Annotated in this window: 18 protein-coding genes; 15 read left to right on the top strand and 3 right to left on the bottom strand. The window is 48.0% G+C overall.

From position 1 onward, the window contains the following. Window positions 1–146: 146 nt before the first annotated feature. The 10 genes from def (at window position 147) to elbB (ending at window position 13359) form a co-directional block, all read left to right on the top strand. Window positions 147–659 (top strand): peptide deformylase, encoded by a 513-nt coding sequence (gene def, locus PHQ97_07490; protein ID MDD4392573.1) that lies wholly within the window; start codon window positions 147–149, stop codon window positions 657–659. After that, the gene (gene fmt, locus PHQ97_07485; protein ID MDD4392572.1) at window positions 656–1591 is read left to right on the top strand and encodes a methionyl-tRNA formyltransferase; all 936 of its coding nucleotides are present in this window, start codon (window positions 656–658) and stop codon (window positions 1589–1591) included. Before def ends, fmt begins: the two co-directional genes overlap by 4 nt. 112 nt (window positions 1592–1703) lie before the next feature. After that, complete coding sequence (gene rsmB / locus PHQ97_07480) at window positions 1704–3062, top strand: 16S rRNA (cytosine(967)-C(5))-methyltransferase RsmB (protein MDD4392571.1); 1359 nt, start codon at window positions 1704–1706, stop codon at window positions 3060–3062. Window positions 3063–3073: 11 nt separating this feature from the next. After that, entirely contained in the window at window positions 3074–4039 is a 966-nt protein-coding gene (locus PHQ97_07475) for a PASTA domain-containing protein (GenBank protein ID MDD4392570.1), read from the top strand. A 147-nt stretch (window positions 4040–4186) separates the two neighbouring features. After that, window positions 4187–4837: a ribulose-phosphate 3-epimerase gene (rpe, locus tag PHQ97_07470; protein ID MDD4392569.1), complete on the top strand. Its 651-nt coding sequence runs from the start codon at window positions 4187–4189 to the stop codon at window positions 4835–4837. A gap of 621 nt (window positions 4838–5458) precedes the next feature. Next, on the top strand, window positions 5459–10285 hold the full coding sequence (locus PHQ97_07465) for a response regulator (GenBank protein ID MDD4392568.1): 4827 nt from the start codon (window positions 5459–5461) through the stop codon (window positions 10283–10285). Continuing rightward, the gene (locus PHQ97_07460) at window positions 10269–11351 is read left to right on the top strand and encodes a response regulator (protein ID MDD4392567.1); all 1083 of its coding nucleotides are present in this window, start codon (window positions 10269–10271) and stop codon (window positions 11349–11351) included. The genes PHQ97_07465 and PHQ97_07460 overlap by 17 nt, the downstream gene beginning before the upstream one ends. A gap of 482 nt (window positions 11352–11833) precedes the next feature. After that, the gene (locus tag PHQ97_07455) at window positions 11834–12184 is read left to right on the top strand and encodes a cupin domain-containing protein (GenBank protein MDD4392566.1); all 351 of its coding nucleotides are present in this window, start codon (window positions 11834–11836) and stop codon (window positions 12182–12184) included. A gap of 30 nt (window positions 12185–12214) precedes the next feature. Continuing rightward, on the top strand, window positions 12215–12679 hold the full coding sequence (locus tag PHQ97_07450; GenBank protein ID MDD4392565.1) for an NUDIX hydrolase: 465 nt from the start codon (window positions 12215–12217) through the stop codon (window positions 12677–12679). Window positions 12680–12705: 26 nt separating this feature from the next. Continuing rightward, window positions 12706–13359 (top strand): isoprenoid biosynthesis glyoxalase ElbB, encoded by a 654-nt coding sequence (elbB, locus tag PHQ97_07445; protein ID MDD4392564.1) that lies wholly within the window; start codon window positions 12706–12708, stop codon window positions 13357–13359. A 280-nt stretch (window positions 13360–13639) separates the two neighbouring features. Here elbB and PHQ97_07440 read toward each other — a convergent pair whose 3' ends face one another. Next, window positions 13640–13966, bottom strand: a complete 327-nt coding sequence (locus PHQ97_07440; GenBank protein MDD4392563.1) for an AzlD domain-containing protein — start codon at window positions 13964–13966, stop codon at window positions 13640–13642. Then, window positions 13960–14682 (bottom strand): AzlC family ABC transporter permease, encoded by a 723-nt coding sequence (locus PHQ97_07435; protein MDD4392562.1) that lies wholly within the window; start codon window positions 14680–14682, stop codon window positions 13960–13962. The genes PHQ97_07440 and PHQ97_07435 overlap by 7 nt, the downstream gene beginning before the upstream one ends. 508 nt (window positions 14683–15190) lie before the next feature. On the opposite strand from PHQ97_07435, the gene fusA reads away from it, so the two are divergent. Further along, entirely contained in the window at window positions 15191–17278 is a 2088-nt protein-coding gene (gene fusA / locus PHQ97_07430) for an elongation factor G (GenBank protein MDD4392561.1), read from the top strand. A 111-nt stretch (window positions 17279–17389) separates the two neighbouring features. After that, window positions 17390–18091 carry a cytoplasmic protein gene (locus PHQ97_07425; protein MDD4392560.1) on the top strand — a complete coding sequence of 234 codons (702 nt, stop codon included), beginning with the start codon at window positions 17390–17392 and terminating at the stop codon, window positions 18089–18091. A 34-nt stretch (window positions 18092–18125) separates the two neighbouring features. On the opposite strand, the gene PHQ97_07420 is transcribed toward PHQ97_07425, so the two are convergent. Beyond that, on the bottom strand, window positions 18126–18311 hold the full coding sequence (locus tag PHQ97_07420) for a hypothetical protein (GenBank protein ID MDD4392559.1): 186 nt from the start codon (window positions 18309–18311) through the stop codon (window positions 18126–18128). A 359-nt stretch (window positions 18312–18670) separates the two neighbouring features. Here PHQ97_07420 and PHQ97_07415 point away from each other — a divergent pair, with 359 nt between their 5' ends. Genes PHQ97_07415 through PHQ97_07405 form a run of 3 tightly spaced genes read left to right on the top strand, consistent with a single transcriptional unit; the run spans window position 18671 to window position 21881 of the window. After that, window positions 18671–19477: a M48 family metallopeptidase gene (locus PHQ97_07415; GenBank protein ID MDD4392558.1), complete on the top strand. Its 807-nt coding sequence runs from the start codon at window positions 18671–18673 to the stop codon at window positions 19475–19477. A gap of 45 nt (window positions 19478–19522) precedes the next feature. Then, entirely contained in the window at window positions 19523–20650 is a 1128-nt protein-coding gene (locus PHQ97_07410) for an SPFH domain-containing protein (GenBank protein MDD4392557.1), read from the top strand. Next, window positions 20637–21881, top strand: coding sequence for a hypothetical protein (locus PHQ97_07405; protein MDD4392556.1), 1245 nt, complete (start codon window positions 20637–20639; stop codon window positions 21879–21881). Before PHQ97_07410 ends, PHQ97_07405 begins: the two co-directional genes overlap by 14 nt. Window positions 21882–21894: the final 13 nt, after the last annotated feature.

Below are 21894 nucleotides of genomic sequence, written 5' to 3'. Positions count from 1 at the left end.
AGAACAGTGGGCAGTGGGCAGTGGGCAGAGGAGTATCAGAAATTTTTCAGCAAATCGAGGCATCCCCCCTCAGTCCCCAGCCCTCAGTCCTCAGTCCTGTTCCCCCTGCATAATCCTGAAAATATATTATCAGAAAGGTACTAAATATGGGCGTTTTTGAAGTCCTGACATATCCGGACAAATTTCTAAAGCAACCGACCCGGCCGGTTGAACAAGTTGATACGACAATTCAAAACATCATTGATAAAATGGCAAAAACCATGTATGAAGCCCCGGGTATCGGCCTTGCCGCCAATCAGGTGGGAGTGGGCCAAAGTATCATCACCTATGATGTATCCTCCGGAGAAGAACGCAATCTGCAGGTTCTCATCAACCCGAAAATCATATCCCATGAAGGGTCAATACTGTCAGAGGCTGAGGGATGTCTGAGTGTCCCTGATTTCAGGGCGGATGTAAACCGCGCTGAAAAAGTCATGGTTAAAGGGCTTGACAGAGAAGGCAACCCGGTTTCCATCGAAGCGGAGGGGATGCAGGCCATTGTGCTGCAACACGAAATCGATCATTTAAACGGCAAACTGTTTATTGACCGCATCAGTCCGCTAAAGCGGGAAATGTATAAACGCCGGCTCAAAAAGAAACAGAAAAGCAATTTGAAATGACACTGAAAATCGTATACATGGGAACACCGGAATTTGCCGTTCCTGCGCTCCAATCTCTGCATACACAGGGATATGATATCGCGCTGGTAGTAACCCAACCGGACCGGCCAAAAGGCAGGGGACGGAAGCTGATTGCGCCTCCTGTCAAACAAACGGCTGACGCACTGGGATATCGGGTTATCCAGCCCGAATCCATCAAAACCAGTGCATTCAAAGATCAGGTCGACTCACTGAAGCCGGATGTTATCGTGGTCGTTGCCTTTGGCCAGATATTGCCGGAAGCCATCCTGAATATCCCCGGATTCGGCGCCATAAACATCCACGCTTCACTTCTTCCAAAATATCGGGGGGCCGCACCGATTCAGTGGGCCGTAATCAATGGAGAGACAGAGACCGGCGTGACCACCATGTTCATGGATAAGGGACTTGACACCGGGGATATGTTATTATCCTCCAGAATACCCATCTGGCCTGACGACACGTCCGAGACGCTGCATGATCGCCTGGCTGATCTGGGGGCGAATTTGCTGATCAGGACCCTGCAAGATCTCGAATCAGGAAACCTTCACCCGGCAGCTCAGAATCATTCCAACTCAACCTACGCGCCGTTGCTGAAAAAAAGCGACGGACATATCGACTGGACTAAACCTGCCGAACTTCTGGACCCCTTTATCCGGGGAATGAATCCATGGCCCGGGGCGTTTACATTTTATGGCGGCAGCCGTCTTAAAATTTTAAAAGCAACGTCGATCGCCAAGCATACAGCCGCTCCACCCGGAACCGTTATACAAGGATTTCCGGATGAACTGGTCATAGCCACGGAGAAAGGCGTTTTATCGATCATCGAAATTCAGGGTGCATCCGGCAAGCGGCTTTTGATTAAAGATTTTTTAAGAGGCCACCCGTTGGTACCAGGGACAGTTTTGACTTAAACGGTCGTGAGTCTGCGGGTCGTGAGTCGTGGAAAATCTGTCCGGAAATCACAATAGCGTAAAAGCGAAAAGGGCTTCAGGCTCAGAATCATTTAATGAAAGCTTCATAACTATGCCAATTGATGCACGACAAATGGCCTTGTCCGTATTGAACCGTCTGCAGGATGAAAACAAAACGCTCGACACCATCATGGAAGAAGCCTACGCGTCAGACGTGCTCCATGACAAACGGGAAAAAGCGCTGCTTCAGGCGCTCGTATTCGGCGTTTTACGCTGGCAGGGCAGACTTGACTGGATTATCGCCCAATTTTCAAAAAGCCCTTTGCAGAGAATCGAACCTGAAATTTTGAATATTCTCAGGCTCGGCCTGTTTCAAATTATTTACCTGAGTAAAATCCCCGTCTCCGCCGCCGTCAACACATCTGTTGAAATGGCAAAATCCACTGCCCCCCTCTGGGTAGTCAAATTCGTCAATGGCGTTTTACGAAATGCGGTCAGAAAACATGAAACCCTCGAATTTCCGGACCTGCATACCGATCCGGTGACGGCCCTCTCGGCAACAAAATCATTCCCCCGATGGTTGATCCTCAGATGGCTGAAACGCTACGGCCTCGAGGAAACAGAACAGCTCTGCGATGCCATCAATAAAATTCCTCCGTTGACCATTCGAACCAACACGATTAAAGCAACCCGGGAAGAGCTGATCAAAAGTCTGGAAACCGGAGTCGAGCAACCTCAGCCTACCCGATTTTCACCCGATGGAATCACATTCAGTCACCCCGGAGTTGCAATACCTGACCTTCCGTCTTTCCGGCAGGGATGGTTTCAGGTTCAGGATGAAGCGGCACAACTTGTCACACTCATGTTGAATCCGCAGGCCGAGGATACGGTTCTGGATGCCTGTGCCGGCCTCGGCGGGAAAACCGGGCATATCGCCCAGCTGATGAAAAACCGGGGACGCATTGTCGCCATGGATAATGACAGCCATAAACTCGAGCGGCTTAAGGCTGAAATGCAGCGACTCGGGGTTGAAAATACCACTGTGCGCTGCCATGATCTGACCCGGCCGATAAGTGATGAATACCATGCGCTGTTTGATCGGATTTTAGTGGATGCCCCCTGCTCCGGCCTCGGCGTTCTCCGGAGAAACCCTGATATAAAATGGCGTCTGTCCAAAAAAAATTTCCGGAACTATCAAAAACGACAGATCCAGTTTATGGATCATCTGGCGCCGTGCATCAAACCATCCGGGATCATCGTCTATTCGGTCTGCAGCACAGAATCTGAAGAAAATGAAGACGTGATCAATGCCTTTTTAACCACACATTCCAAATTTATCATAGATAAAGAACTGGCATATCTGCCATCTCAAATCCACTCACTGGTCAATGAGAAGGGATATATGAAAACTCAGCCTCACGCACACCATATGGATGGATTTTTTGCCGTGGTCTTTAAACGAAATTCATAGGTACTGAAAACGTGCTGTTTCGAATATTGAAAATAACAGCACTGGCTGCCATTGCTGTAGCAGTTGCCGGTATAAGCGCCTATTTTACGTTTTCGCTGATCATCAAAAGCGAAGCGGCCGTAGTGGTTCCGGAGCTTGTCGATAAAGATGTGGTTTACGTGCTTGAACTGCTTACGGATCTGGAGTTGAATACGAAAGTGAAGGGCTCTGAATACAGTGAAACCATTTCCAAAAATCGTATCATTTTTCAGGAACCCGAGGCCGGGGCAGAGATCAAAAAAGGCAGAGATGTCACACTCATCATCTCCAAAGGCCCGGAGACCATACTGGTTCCAAATCTTAAAGGGGCTTCAGCCCGTCAGGCACGACTTATCCTTGAAGAAAATGGCCTGCGTCAAGGACATATTGCCTACACCTACCATAACCTTACGGTAAAAGAATTCATTATCGCTCAATCCCCGGCACCCGAATTCAAAACCCGGCACGACAGTGCCTGCAATATGCTTGTCAGTATGGGGCCACGACCCGGATCATTTAAGATACCGGAGCTGAAAGGACTCTATCTGGACGATGCCATTTCAAGGATCGAAGATATCCACCTTGTTGTCGGCAATATCACCGCCACGTTCCAACCCGCTCAAACCCAAAATACGATTATCAGTCAGCAGCCTCCTTCAGGCTATCGAGTTACGGAAGGCAGCGAGGTCAATCTGATTATCAATCGAAAGGCTGAAGCCAAAGAAGCGCACATTTCATATGGTATGCGTGGCATCGGTCTGTTTCAATATAAAGCGGCCGATGGCTTTCTAAAACGACATATTCGTATCGAACTGAACTGTTTCGGTCTTGCCAATACACTGTTTGACAATTATGTCCATCCGGGCAAAAGCCTATGGTATCTCATACCCGGAAACGCAGGGGCCACCGTTTTGATTTATGAAGACGATATCCTGATCCGGACACAGGTATTTGATTGATGGGTTGATTGAAAACACACTTTAATACCCATATTCTGAAGGCCAAATTTATCTGGATGGGCACGAGTAAAAAAATAACCCCTTTAAATAATCCGCGTCACTCTGCGGGATGCATTTTTATCTGAACAAAGGAGATGGTATACAATTATGAAACTCATCGCACCTTCAATATTATCCGCCGATTTTTCAAAACTCGGCAAAGAAATCACATCCGTTGAAAAGGCCGGCGCGGACTGGATACATGTAGACGTGATGGACGGTCATTTTGTTCCTAACATCACGATGGGGCCCATTGTGGTCAGTGCTGTCAAGCGCGTCACATCCCTTCCCATTGACGTACACCTGATGATTGAACAACCGGATCGATACATTCCGGATTTTGCAACCGCCGGAGCATCCTGGATTTCTGTCCAGGTGGAAGCATGCACGCATCTGAACCGGACCGTTCAACTGATTAAAGACTCCGGGGCAAAGGCAGGCGTTGTTCTGAATCCTGCCACGTCATTAACGTCACTGGACTGGATACTTGATGATCTGGACTATGTACTGCTTATGAGCGTCAATCCCGGATTCGGCGGGCAGTCTTTTATTCCGAACTGTTTAGAAAAAATCAATATGCTTCGAAAAATGATTCAGGCAAGAGGTCTTTCCACTCTGATAGAAATTGACGGCGGCGTCAATGAGAACAACATCAGAGATATTTCACGTGCCGGCGTTGACGTGTTCGTTGCCGGATCCGCCGTATTCGGAAACCCGGACTATGTAACTGCCATTGAAACGCTCCGGAAAAATTTATAGCCTGACGCAAACCGGCAGAGACAGATGAACAGGGTTCATAAAAACGTCCCGGAGGTTATGAACCCTGCCTCAAATTCAGTCCCACCCTGTCAGAAACCACCGCTTACAAGTCAACATCCAATCCGGTAAAATCCGGTCTGTGGCAGTACTTCAATGTATTTATTTTTTTATTTGTCATATACCTGAATATCCATCAAACCCCCTTCAATTCCAGTAAGATCTGGTTTTCTTCCGCTTGACACCCTACACGGCTTCTTATATTATTTTTTATATCTACCGGCCATCAGGAATCTGTCCTCTGACCGGTTCTATATTCTTAACTCAGTCCTCGGCACGCAGTCCTGCCCTCTGCCCTCTGGCAAATGAAAGGATCGCACATGAAACGGCTGTTTGTCTCACCGACATTTCATGCGTTTTTATTCTGCATCGTCTTTTTGTTGTTCAACTGGCCGGTTTTATCCGTATTTCAAGAAAAGGCACATGCCGCAATATGGATTTATCTATATTCAGTATGGGGCATTTTTATTTTGTTACTATTTTTGATCGCCATCTGCCACAACGATTCAAGCGCCCGCGTGAATAAAAAAAATCGTGTATAAGGTCGTGTATAAGGATTGATACATGGTTAACGAGTTGACAGCTATTCTGATTTTTCTCCTTTACTTCGGATTCCTGTTTCTGATTGCACATTGGGCAGAACGCAAGGCAGCCGCCGGCCAAAGCATCACCAACAATCCCGTGGTCTATTCACTGTCGATCGCGGTTTATTGCACCACCTGGACCTACTATGGCAGTGTCGGAATTGCTGCAACGACCGGCATGCTGTTTATCACCTATTTTATCGGACCAACCATCGCTACCGTTTGCTGGTGGATCGTACTCCGCAAACTGGTTCGGATTAAAAATACCCACCGCATTACCAGCATCGCAGACTTTATTTCTTCCCGATATGACAAATCCGGCGCATTGGCCGCTCTTGCTACCATAGTGGCAATTGTTGGCATCATGCCCTATATCGCGCTTCAATTAAAATCCATCCTGTCCACGGTCAGCATCATTACGGCAACTCCAACGTCAAGTTCATTGGTCGGAAGTCATTTGAGCTCCATTGTCGTTGGATTGTTGATCGTATTTACCATCATCTTCGGAGTCAGAAGACTGGACCCCACGGAACGCCATGAAGGCATGGTCATGGCACTTGCTGTCGAGTGCGTCATAAAGCTGCTGGCACTGGTCACCGTGGGGCTGTTCGTCACCTACTCCGTGTTCGATGGTTTTACGGATATTTTTCAGCAACTTTCCGAAAGCGCCTACAGCAGTCTGATGAGCGTTGGCGGAGCGGAAAAATCGCCCTATCTCATCTGGACCACCTACATCATTTTATCCATGTCAGCCATCATATTTCTGCCACGGCAGTTTCATATCGCCGTGGTAGAAAATTCTCATGAAACGCACATTCTCACCGCCATGTGGCTTTTCCCTCTGTATTTATTAGTGATCAATATTTTTGTATTTCCCATCGCCGCCAGCGGCCTGCTGCAGGGATTCAGCATACAGGATGCCGATACGTTCGTCCTTCAGATCCCCCTGTACGAAAATAAACCCTGGCTGGCCATGCTGGTCTTTATCGGTGGCTTCTCAGCCGCCGTCGGCATGATTATGATCAGCTCCATGACGCTTTCCACTATGGTGACCAACCATCTGCTGCTGCCGTTAATCAGCTGGATCAAGTGGCTGGAATTTCTCAAACGACACCTGTTGAAATGCAAATGGGCTTCCGTGGGCCTTGTCATACTGGCCAGTTATCTGTTTGAGCGTACAGTCGGCGGGACCTACATGCTGGTCAACATCGGGATGATTTCATTTTCAGCCGTCCTTCAGTTTGCCCCGTCAATCCTCGGAGGTATCTTCTGGCACAAGGGTAATAAAGCCGGAGCAATAACGGGATTGAGCGCCGGGTTTATCGTATGGGTCTATACCTCCATGACCCCGACCTTGATTAAAAGCGGATGGATGTCCACGGCAATTCTTGAAAACGGCCCATGGGGAATATCGTTTCTCAATCCCGAGCAACTGTTCGGATTATCCGGTCTGATTCCATTGAGCAACACCTTGTTCTGGTCAATGCTGGTCAATATCGGCGGCTACGTTCTCGTCTCTCTGATAATTCCACAGAGCAGAACCGAACAACGCCTGGCCGAAGAATTCGTCGGCGCCCTGCCTGCGGGTGCTTATGTAGATCGAAGCACCTTCAAAAGAGCCTATATTGACTTGCTCAAAAAAAAAGAAGAGATTCATCGCCTGTTGATGCAGTATTTTTCCGAAAAAGAGGCCTTCATCGTCACGGAAAAATGCTGCCAGCCCCTCAAAAACAAAAAAAAGATATCCATCACCGAACTTCTCAAACTTCACAGAGAAGTGGAAAGATTTCTGTCCGGCTCCATCGGAGCAGCCGCAGCCCATAAAGCCATATCGAAAAACGCTGTCTTCACCAGCCAGGAAACAAAAGATCTGATGGCCGTATACGGTGAAATATTAGCCAATTTCAGAGTGTCCCCGGAAGAACTCAGGGCCAAAATTGACTATTACCAGGAAAAAGAATCCTTGCTCGAACAGCATGCCGGAGAGCTGGAAAAACTGAACAAGGTATTGGAACTGCGCATCAAAAAGCAGAGAGAAACTGAAAAAGCCCTGGCAGAGTCTGAAAGAAAGTATCGGAGCATATTTGAAAACGCCCTTGAGGGAATTTTTCAATTAAGCCCGGAAAAATATTTTATTAATGTCAGCCCTTCAATGGCGCAGATTCTCGGCTACGATTCACCGGAGGATCTGATTGTCAATATCAATAATGTGGAGCAGCAGTTATGTGTTACCCCCCTGCAACTCAGGAATCTTCTGAACGAGTTAAATCAGCATGATGTGGTCAAAAATTTTGAATGCCAGTTTTACCGGAAAGACAGGAGCCTGATCTGGGTACTGATCCAGGCCAGAGCGATTCGTAATACGGCGGGGAACCTGATCGGAATCGAAGGATTCATCCAGGATATCTCCAACAGAAAAAAAGCCGAAGACGCGTTGCGTCAGGCCTATCTGGAAATGGAAAACCGGGTGGAGCAACGGACGGCCGAACTGAAAAAAATGAATGAGGAACTTCAGAAAACCAAAGAAAAAGCGGAAGCCGCCACTCGGGCGAAAAGTGAATTTCTGGCCAACATGAGCCATGAAATCCGAACACCCATGAACGGGATCATTGCAGCCACGGACCTGGCTCTCGATGAAGAAATGCCCGAAAAGATTCAGCATTACATGAAAATCATTCACACCTCAGCTTACTCGCTGTTAGGTCTGATCAATGATATACTTGATTTTTCAAAAATTGAGGCAGGAAAACTGGATCTGGAATCGCACCCTTTCCGATTGGATGAGCTTCTGGATCGGGTGGTGGAAATGTTTATCAACAAAACAGTGGAAAAAAAAATCGAGGTTCTGGTCGATATCGCTACCGATACCCCAAGAGCCCTGATTGGAGATTATCATCGCATCCAGCAGATATTGATCAATCTTCTCAGCAATGCGGTAAAATTTACGGATCCGGGTGGAGTGATTCTGATCGGGGTCAATGTCGTCCAGCAAACGGGCGACTGCATATCCCTGTCAATTTTTGTCAAAGATACGGGTATCGGCATTGCCCCGGAATATCAGGCCAGCCTGTTTGAATGCTTCAGCCAGGCAGATTCGTCTTCCACCCGGAAATATCAGGGAACAGGACTGGGGCTGTGTATCTGCGACAAACTGATCAAGATAATGAACGGCCGGATCTATTTCAGCAGCACCCCCCGTGAAGGAAGCACATTTTTCTTTACCATCCCGCTGGAACTTCAGCCGGAAGCAGAGCTTAAAAAACTGATTCCCCCATCGGATATTCAGGACTTGAAGGTCATGGTGGTTGACGACTGTGAAGACAGCCGTTTTATCATGCAGAAGATACTGGAATCATTCAATTTCAAAGTCGAACTTTTTTCTTCCGGCAAAGAGGCACTTCTTCGTCTGGAACGGCCTGACATCGCTCACTACCCGATTGATCTGATCCTGATAGATTGGCTCATGCCTGAAATGAACGGCATTGAAGCCTCAAAAATCATTCGGGAGAAACTGAAACTGACCCAGCCCATCATTTTAATGACGGCCTTCGGCACTGATGAAGAAAAACGTGAGGCTGAACAGGCCGAAATCAATGCATTTTTAACCAAACCCATATACCCGTCCACGCTCTTTGATGCCATCATGGATGCCTTCGGAAAAGAGCCCGCAGGCGTTGAAAAACTTGAAAATTATATCACCACAAAAGCATCCATTTACAAAAACCGCCTGCGCGGACTTAACGTACTGGTAGCTGAGGACAATTTCACCAATCAGCAGATCGCACAAGCCATTCTGGAAAAAGCCGGTATCGGGGTCCGCATCGCAAATAACGGAAAAGAAGCGATCGAAGCGATTGAAAAAGAGTCCTACGATGCCGTACTCATGGATATTCAAATGCCTGAAATGGACGGATATGAAGCCACTTCACTGATCCGAAAAAATCCCCGGTTCAAATCCCTGCCGATCATCGCCATGACGGCTCATGCCATGAAGGGTGATGAAGAAAAATGCCTTGAGGCCGGAATGGATGGATATATATCCAAACCGGTCAATCAGGACCGATTATTTTATACCATGTGGAAACTGATTCAGCCTGCCCGAAAGGACATGCTCGACGAACGGCCCGAAACCCGGCCTGAGGCCGGATCGAAACAAAAGGAGACAGCTCCTGTTCCGGACGAGGCCCTGCCCTCGTCCCTTCCGGGAATTGATATTCATAACGCCATGAAAGCACTGGACATAGCCCCGCACACATTCAAAAAAATCCTGTCAGGATTTGTAAAAAACAACAGAGAAACCGCAAAGCGCATCCTGGAGGCGAATCAAAACGAAAACTGGCACCTGCTTCACCGAATATGCCACAGCCTCAAAGGCAGCGCGGCGAACCTGGGTGCAAACAGATTATATCAAGCGGCTCAACAGGTAGAACCCTCTGTCAGAGAAAATATTCATCCTGAGCCGGAATTGATCCGCGAGGTCACAGACGCTCTGGATCAGGTTATTGCTTCACTGACATCACTGTTTGCCGGTTCAGATGCGGATACTGAGGTCTTCAACGACCGGCCAGCTGATCCGCTCGCGCTTCAAACCGCCCTTACCCGGCTTTCAGAGGCGCTGATAACTGCAGCTCCCCGGGAAGTAAATAAACACTTCCTGACTGTCAAACATAATTTAAAAAGTCCGATGGTTCAAAAACTCGAACAGCTGATTAACCACTATGACTATGATGAGGCTTTGATAACTTTGAAACAGATTTCAGAATTCTGCGGACTGGATCAGGAGAAACAAGATGGCACCGATGGATAATCAACAGGCTCTGGTTCTGATTGTGGATGACAATCCCACTAACATCGATTTGCTGGTCAACACGCTCCAGTCAGATTACCGGCTCGGAATTGCCAAAGACGGAGTCAAAGCACTGGCGTATTCGGCAACCTATCTGCCCGATCTGATCCTGCTGGATATCATGATGCCGGTCATGAACGGTTACGAAGTATGCAGCCGCTTAAAAAATACCGTTGAAACCCGAGACATTCCGGTCATATTCATTACGGCATTGATTGAAACCGACCAGAAAACAAGAGGATTTGAAGTGGGTGCCGTCGACTACATTACAAAGCCGTTTCATGCAGGAGAAGTCAGAGCCAGGGTGAAAACCCACTTATCGCTCAAACAGATGAGAGAAACTTTAAACGCGCAGAACATCATCCTTGAACAAAAAGTCGAAGAAAAAACCACACAACTCAGGGAAATGCTGTATTCAACCATTCGGACCATGGCGCTGACCCTGGAAATAAGAGACCCGTACACAGCCGGTCATCAACAACGCGTCGCGCAGCTGGCATGTACAATTGCCAGAAAGCTGGACTATTCCGAAGAAAAAATCAACGCCATACGGTTTGCGGGCCTTCTGCATGATATCGGAAAAATCCGAATTCCTGTTTCCATTCTCAACCGGCCGGGGGAACTGCTTGATGCCGAATTCATGTTGATCCGCATGCATCCGGAAACAGGGTATGAAATTCTTAAGCATATCCCGGCCCCATGGCCACTGGCAGATATCGTTCTCCAGCATCATGAACGACTGGACGGCTCAGGATACCCCAAAGGCCTCAAAAGCGACCAGATTCTTCCGGAAGCTAAAATCGTGTCTGTTGCCGATGTCATGGAAGCCGAAAGCTCTTACCGGCCTTATCGACCGGCGAAGGGAATTGAATATGCACTTGAGGAAATCACGAAAAATCGTGGAATACTTTATGATCCGAATGCGGTCGATGCTTGCGTCAACCTGTTTCGAAATGAAAATTTCAAATTTGAAACGGATGAAAAATCAACTCCAACGCCAGGTAATGAGCATCCGGAAATAACATAGTTTTCCTGATTTTTTTTTACTTTTTCTTACTATTGACCTTCATTGCATTGATTGATAAATTGTTTGACAAATCAGGACTGGTTCTATCATCGACCCTTGCGTCATCCCCCCTTTTGCGGGAATGCCGAGAACGGGATACAGCTCTGTAAAAAAGAGGACTTGATCATAACTGCGGCCATATTTTGCTGTGCGTAGCCTCGGAGTCCCGCCCGTTGCCGGCGTACGGCATCCGCCGGATCGCGCTGGAGAAGCCGGCAATGGGCGGGACGGACCCCGTGACATTGTGGCCGCAGTTATGATCAAGCCCAAAAAAGAATTTGGCTGAAGTTAGAACCCAGTCCGACAAATTAACCGTCAAATGTAGGTGCTTGAATTGGAAACACGTATTGACAAGGTATTCTCCAGAGCAACGCCAAATACCGCTGGTCAAAAAAACCGCTGGTATTCCATGATATTTTCCTGATATTGAAAGTGAGGATTAAATGAAAATCATTCATTATTCTGAGGCAGAATCCAGAAGTTTTAACAATGAAACCGTAAAAGGCGTGACGGGTCGGGTCTTGATTGGCAAAGCTGACGGCGCTTTGAACTTTTGCATGCGAGTTTTTGAATTATCTCCCGACGGGTATACACCCGGCCACTGCCATGAATGGGAGCACGAAATTTTTTTCCATTCGGGAAAAGGACAAATCGTTTGCGAAGGCAGCACCATACCGGTATCCGAGGGCTACACCGCCTTTATTGCCGGAAATGAAACTCACCAGATCAAAAATACCGGCACGAAGCCTTTAATTTTCGCATGTCTGATCCCTTCCGGAGCACCGGAATTGTAAAAACAGATTTGAAAACCGAGGGAAAAGAATATGGAAAAAAAATACCGGAACCCACTGCCTACGGTAGACATTATCATTGAAATCAATGACGGAATCATTCTGATCGAAAGAGCCAATCCGCCTTATGGATGGGCTTTGCCGGGCGGGTTTGTCGATTATGGAGAGTCTCTGGAAAATTCGGCTGTCAGAGAAGCAAAAGAAGAAACGTCTCTTGATGTTACACTGAAAGAGCAGTTTCACTCCTATTCTGATCCCGATCGTGATCCGCGTCATCACACGCTCACGACCGTCTTTATCGCCAGTGCATCGGGAAGTCCAAAAGCCGCAGACGACGCAAAAAATCTGGGCACATTCTGCGAAGACACCATGCCGGCACCGCTCGCTTTTGATCATGGAAAAATCATTCACGATTATTTCAGATATAAAAAAGGCGCGCCCAAAAGCGATATTTTCAGAATAGAAGGGAAGACCAGAGGTCAGAAGGCTGAAGACTGAAAGCTATTACAACCAAGGAGGATTTTATGGCCAGGATAGGTGTTTTGCTGTCGGGATGCGGTGTATATGACGGTTCTGAAATTCATGAAGCGGTGATAACACTACTGGCTCTTGATCGGGCCAATTCGGAAGCCATCTGCATGGCTCCGGATATTGACCAGTTTGATGTGGTGAATCATCTGACCGGAAAACCGAGCTCAGAAAAGCGAAATGTGCTGATCGAATCCGCCAGAATCGCCAGGGGCAATATTAAAGACATAAAAACAGTCACCGCCGATGATATTGACGGATTGATTATTCCGGGAGGCTTTGGCGCCGCTAAAAATTTAAGCAACTTTGCAGTCAAAGGCACAGATGCCCGTGTCAACGATCAAACCGGTCGCCTGTTGAATGAAATGATCGCTGCCGGCAAACCGGTCGGTGCCATTTGCATCGCCCCGGCCACTGTCGCCCGGGCCATCGCTGCCGTTCAACCCGAGGTCACCATCGGAAATGATACGAAAACCGCAGCTGCCATCGAAGCCATGGGAGCCGTCCACAAGGTATGCACCGTTGACATGATCCACGTGGATGAAGCGCACAAAATCGTCACAACACCGGCCTATATGCTCGGGCCAGGTATAAAGGAGGTCGCCGCCGGCATCGAAAAACTGGTGGCCAAAGTGCTGGAACTGGCCTGACTAAATGAGTGCCGAGATCAGAAGTCAGAGGACTGAGGCCAGAGATCGGAGGTCTGAGGGCGGAGTAAAAATAAGGGAAACATCTCGGGTCGTAGGGGCGGACCCCGGTGTCCGCCCATCGGGTAAAGGGTACGGAATAGAGGTGAAAAGGATAAAACAAAAAAAAGAAGAACCAGCTATTATTTATAAAATGAAGATCCGCGCCAATCCGCGTAAATCCGCGGCAAAATAAACTTCACACAGAATTTACAAAGGCAACAGAAGTCAGACGACTCACGACTCAATTTATCAGCACCCCGTAGCCCCAGAACATTATCATCCCGGCCAGAACCGTTCCCCCCATGGATTGGGTCTTACAGGCAACCAGAAAGGTCGGAATCGCAACCAGCAGCTCCGGTTTCAGTAAAGAAAGAAAACGAGGCTCCCCTGACGTAAACAGCACCGGCATCAGCAACGCGCTTAATATAGCCACCGGGATCAATTCCAGCCATTCAATCACCCATCGGGGCGGTTTGCGATTCGACAAAAAAAGCAACGGGAGCCACCGCGGCAGGTAGGTCACAACTCCCATTCCGACAACAATCAACAGATATTCGGATTTCAGCATGTCCTGCAACTTCTGTTTTTTATCAGTGCCCCCAGGGCAGCCGATATAATTGAAGCAACCATGATGTATGAATTGCCGGGCATCATCAACGACAGCATCACAGCCAACCCGCCTGAAATAATGGCCGTCACCAGATATATCCTGCCTCTGATCTGAATAACCAGCAGACTGATAAACATGGCAATCATGGCATAATCCATGCCAAATGCCCCCGCCGGAATGAACTGGCCGCTGTAGCCTCCGATGACGGTACTGATGACCCATGCCATGTTGGCTATCTGATTGACGGCCAGTGATCGGTAAAAGCCCCAGTGTCCCTTGTGAAATTTTGAAAGATTTACCGCAAAGGTTTCATCGGTAATACCGTAAGCAAACAGGGAAAGCTTTGCCGAAGAAATCCTGCCAAGATACAGCGCCAGCGATGAACTCATCAGGACATGCCTTAGATTCACCATAAATGTGGTCAGGATAATCGGAACCAGGCCGGCATGTCCGGATATCATGGACACGGCTATAAACTGTGCACTGCCGGCAAACACAAACACCGACATGACCCCGATTTCAAAGGGGGTCAATCCGGCCTTCTGTGCCAGAACCCCCAGGGCAATACCAATCGGCAGATAGGCGATACAAACAGGCCATGCAGCCAATAACGCCTGTTTCAGCCCCGAGCCCATGCCTTTATCTTGATCCGGCATCTTGATTTTATTGATCATTACGGACAGCTCCCGGAAAATCTTGGTTTTACTCCAAACACGAAACGGTTTCAAGACTGAATTGACGGACGCCTTTTCGACCGATCACCATTGGCTGCCGTCCACCCATAAATTCGGTTTTGACCGGATGGACACCCAAGTCTGTTTGCCGTCCGGAAATGATACTTTGATTAAAATTTTATTTGACAATTGTTTTTTTTTCGATTATCTTCTAAAAAGATTTAATAACAGTCCAGATTGAGACCGTGAAAAATGACCAAATTTGTCCGGGCTTTGCCAGTAGTATGATATATTAAAATACGGCAACACGATCAGGCCGTGTAAATATATTTGCGACTGATGCTGGAAGTGGGACAGATATGAACATTTTTTAATGGTCTTTTATTATATTAATTTCATATTAATCCCCATCTGGTTTGATGTCTCATTCCAAATGAGGGATTTTTTTTGTAAAAAAAAACAGCACGCCATCTGGTGAAAAGAACTTCCGATAAAGGACCCAATCAAGATGAAAAAACAAATTGAATTGATAAGAAACATTGGTATCAGTGCACATATTGATTCCGGCAAGACGACTCTGACCGAAAGAATCCTTTATTATACCAATCGAATCCATGCCATACATGATGTTAAAGGCAAGGATGGCGTGGGAGCCACAATGGATTCCATGGAGCTGGAAAAGGAACGCGGAATCACCATTGCTTCCGCTGCCACGTTCTGCAAATGGAAAAACCATGAAATCAATATTATTGATACTCCGGGACACGTCGATTTTACCATCGAAGTTGAACGTTCCCTGAGGGTTCTTGATGGCGGTATTCTGGTACTGTGCTCCGTCGGCGGGGTCCAGTCTCAATCCATGACGGTTGACCAGCAAATGAAACGCTATAAAGTTCCGTGTGTGGCCTTTATCAATAAATGCGATCGGAGTGGCGCTAATCCATCCCGCGTGATTCAGCAGCTTCGCGAAAAACTCGGCCATAACGCCATTCCTGTACAAATCCCGATCGGCCTTGAAGCGAATTTTATCGGTGTTATAGATCTGATCAGCATGAAAGCGATATATTTTGACGGCGATAACGGCGAAAAGGTTCGCATAGAAAAAATTCCTGCCGAATTGATGGCGCAGGCCGAGGAAACACGGGAAAAACTCGTTGATGCCGCCTCGATATTCTCAGACGAGCTGACAGAAGCGATCCTGGAAGAGAAGGAAATCAGTGAACCGCTTCTGATATCGGCTATCCGGACAGGCACGCTTACCCGAAAAATGACGCCGGTTTTCATGGGATCTGCTTATAAAAACAAAGGAATTCAACCGCTTCTGGATGCCGTGACCGCTTACCTGCCCTGCCCCATGGATGTTGAAAACCTGGCGCTGGATATGGACAATGACGAAAAGCCCGTAATCCTGTCATACGGCGAGAAAGATCCTGTCGTCGCGCTGGCGTTTAAACTTGAGGATGGCGCGTACGGCCAGCTGACGTATATCCGTTTATATCAGGGGACACTGGCCAAGGGTGATACGATCATTAACATTCGAAGCGGAAGAAAAATCAAAGTAGGGCGACTGGCCCGCATGCACGCCAATCAGATGGAGGAAATCGAATCGATACCGCCCGGCTTTATCGGCGCGTTGTTTGGTGTTGATTGCGCGTCCGGAGACACATTCGTGTCCCCCGGATTGAATTTGACCATGACCTCAATGTATGTGCCGGAACCGGTTATTTCCCTTGCGATCGTTCCCAAAGACAATAAAGCCCAGATCAATATGTCAAAAGCCCTTAACCGGTTCACCAAGGAAGACCCGACATTTAAAACCCATGTAAACGAAGAAACCATGGAAACGATTATTTCCGGAATGGGCGAACTTCATCTGGAAGTCTATATCGAAAGGATGCGGCGCGAATACAATGCGGAAGTCACCACGGGAAAACCCCGGGTGGCCTACAGAGAAACCATAACGCAAATGGCCGAGTTCAATTATATCCACAAGAAACAAACCGGCGGTTCCGGTCAGTACGGACGAGTTGCCGGTTACATTGAACCGATCTCGGATCAAGAATTTGTTTTTGAAAACAAAGTAGTAGGCGCTTCTATCCCGACTCAGTATATTGCGGCCTGTGAAAAAGGATTTAAAAATTGTCTCCAGAAAGGACCCCGCATGGGATTTCCCGTAACCGGAATCAAAGTGGTCCTCAACGACGGTTCTTCCCATGCCGTTGACTCGTCGGATATGGCATTTCAGGCGGCTGCCCGCGGGGGATTTCTCGAAGGCTACCGAAAGGCAAAACCCGTTATACTCGAGCCCATCATGAAAGTTGTGGTCGAAGCACCTACCGAATTTCAGGGAGGCGCAATGGGGTCACTGAATCAGCGCCGCGGCATGATTGTCGGATCTCAGGATGAGGGGCATATGTGTTCAATAGAAGCGCATGTCCCGTTAGCGGAAATGTTTGGATATTCAACGGTCTTAAGGTCACTGACCCAGGGCAAAGCTCAATTTACCATGGAATTTTCATCCTACAAACCGGTACCTAAAAACGTTGAAGAAGATCTGATCAAGAAAGTTGCTGAAGGAAAAAAGCATGTGGCATAAATAATGAATACCATCAAACGGCGATGTACCGGGAGCACACCGGTCGGCTTGCTAAACGCGGATCAACATTGTCAAAACAATATCATATACTTTCGTGAAAGGAATTTAGATATGCTAAAAAAGGATCTAATCCTTCGGAATCCGCTCAGGCTCATAGAACATGAAACCGAGGATATTCTTCCGGAGGGCGGATTTGGTGCGGTACTATCACGTGCCGGGATTGGCAAAACCGCTTTTATCGTTCAACTGGCATTGAATAACATTCTGAGAGATAAAAACGTTCTTCATATCAGTCTGGCTGATCCGGTTAATAAAGTCAGTCTGTGGTACGAGGAAACGCTTCGCAACATTGCCCTGCTGTATGACATCAAACCCATTGATAAACTCTATGAGGCGATCCTGGCCCACCGGCTTATCATGACATTTCAAGTGGGGGGATTTAGCGTACCCAAGCTGGCCGAGCGCCTGTCGGATATCACTGAGCAGAATATTTTCCGCCCCCAGATGATGCTGATCGACGGCTTGCCGTTTGACGATACGACATATGATTCTCTGTCCGAGTTGAAAGTCTTTGCCAAACAGCACGGTTTACATGTATGGGTTACGATAAGAACCCATCGCCATGAGAATGAATCACCGGACGGATTGCCGCTCCAGTTTACCGGAGTCTCTGACCTGTTCGAAGTTGCAATCCAGCTTCAACCGGAAGGGGAACAGATTCATGTCAATTTATTAAAAGGAAAATCCATAGCCACCTCGAATACTCAGTTTTTTCTGGACCCGGCCACCATGCTGATAAAAGATTCCATGTAAAACGACATCATTCGGTTGGGCAGCGTTCTGAACGTTAAATGGCATGGCAGCTTCGGCTGCCCGTTAATAACATTCTGAATTTGCTGTCCAGCTGATGTGTCACCTCTCTTTTCCCTTCAATATTATTGCCCATTTCCCCGGTTACCGTATCCTTCTGTGGCCGTTTTTTTCGCCACGGATCTACGGAGATCGGCACGGATCTTTTTTTTCCAAGCAACATCTGTAACTTCTTTGAAAATTTCTTTTTATCCGCAATTTTCAGCATTTATCTACGACTGATTTTTCCTTTTCTTGATACGGGCCTGCCCGGATTGGCGAGGCTCTCTCTTTATAAACAATAGCCTGTGGCTTCACAGCAGATGCACCCTTGTCCTGCCAGAACCGGTGATCAAATCATGTTGACTTATATCCCTGTTTGCGGGATAAACAGCATTTTGAGGTATAAACGATATCCACGCACTATCCTGCGCTGATCTGATAATCAGCAGTTAACATAAAGGGGGAAACAGGCATTCAAAACCCCGGACGCGCTGTTCCCTGATCACGACCTCAACCCTCAACCCTTGACTGACAGCCGACATGAACCCTGCACCCCGAGCTATAAACCCCTTATTTCCAAAAGGGGTTACAACCGCCATTTTATCCCTGTGCCTTTGCTGGATTCTTTCCTGCGCTACCGCTCCTGTCACGGGTCGATCACAGCTCCTGCTGATCAATGAGGGACAGGAAATCGCTCTGGGCATTAAAAGCTACCAGGAGATTCTCCAAAAAACTGAACTGAGCCGGGATCAGCGCATCATCGACATGGTCACCCGGGTGGGCAACAAAGTGGCTGCCGCTGCGAATCGTCCGGATTATGAATGGGAATTCAAGGTCATCGATGATAAGGATACCGCAAATGCATTTGCCCTGCCCGGCGGTAAAGTTGCCGTATATACGGGTCTGCTGCCTTATACACAAAACGAAGCCGGACTGGCCTTTGTCCTGGCTCACGAAGTTGCCCATGCCATCGCCCGGCATGGAGGGGAACGCATCAGCCAGCAGTTGCTGATCGGGCTGGGGCAGGAAGGATTGAATCTGGCAATCGGCTCCCAAAGCCCCGTAGCGATACAGGCCATCAATCAGGCCTATGGCGTGGCATCAGCGGTCGGCATTACCCTGCCATTCAGCCGGCGCCAGGAATATGAAGCCGATCATATCGGACTGATTCTGATGGCCCAATCCGGCTACGACCCCAGAGAAGCGCCAAAATTTTTTGAACGGATGATGTCAGAAAAAAAAGATGCCGGTCCGCCAGCATTTCTGTCGACACACCCGGCAGATGCACAGCGAATTCAGACGATTTACAAGCTGATTCCTGAAGCCCTCGGCTATTACAGGAATTAGCTGATGGCTATTTTTACACTGAACTGAAATTATGGATTTTACATCATGGGAATAAACAATCTCGTATTTCTTGAGAACATTGAGTGGTTTGACCATACTGGCACGGAGCTGGTTCACCGTATTCCGGAAACAGGCTCCGGCGAAATAAAATACGGCGCGCAGATGACCGTGCGTGAAAATCAGGCGGCGGTCTTTTTTTATCAGGGAAAGGCGGTCGAAGCTTTTGGACCGGGTCGGCATACGCTTAAAACCGGAAATATCCCCATTTTAACTAAACTCGCCAGCCTGCCGTGGGGCCTGAGCAGCCCCCTGCGTGCAGAAATTTATTTTATCAACCTGAAGGTCTTTACCAATCTGAAATGGGGAACACGTGACCCGGTCGCATTCAAAGATCAGGAACTGGGGCTGATCCGTCTCAGGGCGTTCGGGGTCTTTAATTTCAGGATCATCCAGCCTGTCCTGTTTATCAACAGACTCATCGGTACACAGGATATTTTAACGGCCCGGCAAATCGAAGACTATCTGAATCAGGTCATTGTATCCCGATTCAATGACTATATGGGAGAAACCATCGATTCAATTCTGAACCTTCCGGCCAGATATGATGAACTGTCTGAAAAACTGACTCAGCGGCTGAAAAATGATTTCAGCCATTTTGGTCTGGCCCTGACCCATCTGTACATCAATGCCATCACCCCCCCTCCGGAAGTTCAACAGGCGATTGACGACCGCAGCCGGATGGAAATTTTTCAGGATATGAACCGGCTGATGCAGATGAAATCTGCCATGGCCATGGAAAAAGCATCGGAATCGACAGGCGATGCAAGCACCATGGGGATGGGACTTGGCCTGATGCTGCCGGCTATGTTTGCCCAGGTTTTCTCCGGAAACAAACCGGCCGCTGAATCCGAAAACAACCAACCGCCCTGTATATGCCCGGAGTGTCACCAATCCATTCCTGTGGCCGCAAGATTCTGCCCTTTTTGCGGCCACCAGCAGCTGGTATTCAAACAATGCACGAATTGCGGAAAAAATCTGACCCCCAATGCAAAATTCTGTTCCAGATGTGGCACCCCGGCTGAAGAAAAACCCCGGCCTAAATTCTGTTCAAGGTGCAGAACCGAAAATCTCACCGAATCCCTGTATTGTAACCAGTGCGGTGAAAAACTTTAATTTCCATATCCGGCATCAATGCCCCCAGTGTGGAGCGCCGGCTGTTCTGGAGGAAACCGACAGACTCTTTACCTGTGGCTACTGCCGGGTAACCTCATATCTTCTGCAAAACGGCGTGTTCCGATACATACTGCCCGCCGCTGCCACTGCTGAAACTGAAGCGCTGTTTTATGCGCCCTACTGGCGCTTTAAAGGAGTGTTTTATTCCTGGGTCCCCGGCGATGAAATTCAACACCGATTTATGGATATCAGCCATTTGGCCATAAAATCAGATCATCTCCCCATTTCCCTGGGCTTCAGAAGTCAGGCGCTGAAACTCACATTTGCTGCCGGACAATCCCGCGGCAGATTTTTTAAACATCAGGTAACGAAAAACCAGGTCATGGATATCATCCGGAACCGGTTTAATGACACCGTGAACACGCCGTTGATTCAACAGGAATTTATCGGGGAGACGCTGAGCATGATTTATTTGCCGATCTACTCCAAAGGCAACCGACTCTTTGATGCGGTACTCAATACCCCGCTTTCATCACCCCTTCCGGCTTCATTTGATATCGAAACATTTCAGCCGGAGCCCCGGATACCGGATATCCGATTTATTGCCGCCCTGTGCCCGGCCTGCGGCTGGGATCTGACCGGGGCCAGGGATTCAATCGCTCTTCACTGCAATCATTGCAACCGTATGTGGCAGGCCACCCACAAGGGACTTCGTCAGCTTCCGGTAAGCCACGTACCGGAGGAAACAGGTTCCAACACCATTTACCTTCCTTTCTGGAAAATCAAAGCACGTACCAGCGGAATCGATTTAAAATCTTACGCCGATCTGGTCAGCCTCGCCAATCTTCCAAAAGTAATTCAAAGCAGCTGGCATGAAAAACCGTTTTATTTCTGGTGTCCCGCCTTTAAAATCCGCCCCGGACAATTTCTGCTTCTGTCCAGGGCGTTTACCCTTTCACAGCCCGGTGCGCTTGTTTCTGCCATTCCGGAAGGAAGCCTCCATCCGGTCACACTTCCGGTTTCCGAAGCGGCTGAAAGCTTGAAAATCAGCCTCGCCAATTTTATAAAACCGTCTATCATAACTCAATCAAAAGCTCAGTCCATCGCAATTCATCCTGAAACCTACCGCCTGGCTTACATCCCCTTTCATCAAACGCACCTTGAAATCATCCACCCGCGCTTAAATCTTTCCATCAATAAGCAGCTGATCACCCTGGCGCATAATTTATGAAAATGGGGGCTTG

This window comes from Desulfobacterales bacterium, from assembly GCA_028704555.1.
Taxonomy (GTDB): domain Bacteria; phylum Desulfobacterota; class Desulfobacteria; order Desulfobacterales; family JAQWFD01; genus JAQWFD01.
The sequence above is the reverse complement of the archived record's forward strand: the minus strand, read 5'-3'. Positions and strand labels throughout refer to the sequence as shown.

Coding starts and splice junctions, on each gene's coding strand:
- PHQ97_07425 (MDD4392560.1), top strand. CDS start 17,390: ATGCTAAAAAAGGATCTAATCCTTCGGAATCCGCTCAGGCTCATAGAA.
- PHQ97_07455 (MDD4392566.1), top strand. CDS start 11,834: ATGAAAATCATTCATTATTCTGAGGCAGAATCCAGAAGTTTTAACAAT.
- PHQ97_07415 (MDD4392558.1), top strand. CDS start 18,671: ATGAACCCTGCACCCCGAGCTATAAACCCCTTATTTCCAAAAGGGGTT.
- PHQ97_07440 (MDD4392563.1), bottom strand. CDS start 13,966: ATGCTGAAATCCGAATATCTGTTGATTGTTGTCGGAATGGGAGTTGTG.
- PHQ97_07420 (MDD4392559.1), bottom strand. CDS start 18,311: ATGTTGCTTGGAAAAAAAAGATCCGTGCCGATCTCCGTAGATCCGTGG.
- PHQ97_07435 (MDD4392562.1), bottom strand. CDS start 14,682: ATGATCAATAAAATCAAGATGCCGGATCAAGATAAAGGCATGGGCTCG.
- elbB (MDD4392564.1), top strand. CDS start 12,706: ATGGCCAGGATAGGTGTTTTGCTGTCGGGATGCGGTGTATATGACGGT.
- PHQ97_07465 (MDD4392568.1), top strand. CDS start 5,459: ATGGTTAACGAGTTGACAGCTATTCTGATTTTTCTCCTTTACTTCGGA.
- def (MDD4392573.1), top strand. CDS start 147: ATGGGCGTTTTTGAAGTCCTGACATATCCGGACAAATTTCTAAAGCAA.
- PHQ97_07410 (MDD4392557.1), top strand. CDS start 19,523: ATGGGAATAAACAATCTCGTATTTCTTGAGAACATTGAGTGGTTTGAC.
- rsmB (MDD4392571.1), top strand. CDS start 1,704: ATGCCAATTGATGCACGACAAATGGCCTTGTCCGTATTGAACCGTCTG.
- PHQ97_07460 (MDD4392567.1), top strand. CDS start 10,269: ATGGCACCGATGGATAATCAACAGGCTCTGGTTCTGATTGTGGATGAC.
- fusA (MDD4392561.1), top strand. CDS start 15,191: ATGAAAAAACAAATTGAATTGATAAGAAACATTGGTATCAGTGCACAT.
- fmt (MDD4392572.1), top strand. CDS start 656: ATGACACTGAAAATCGTATACATGGGAACACCGGAATTTGCCGTTCCT.
- PHQ97_07450 (MDD4392565.1), top strand. CDS start 12,215: ATGGAAAAAAAATACCGGAACCCACTGCCTACGGTAGACATTATCATT.
- rpe (MDD4392569.1), top strand. CDS start 4,187: ATGAAACTCATCGCACCTTCAATATTATCCGCCGATTTTTCAAAACTC.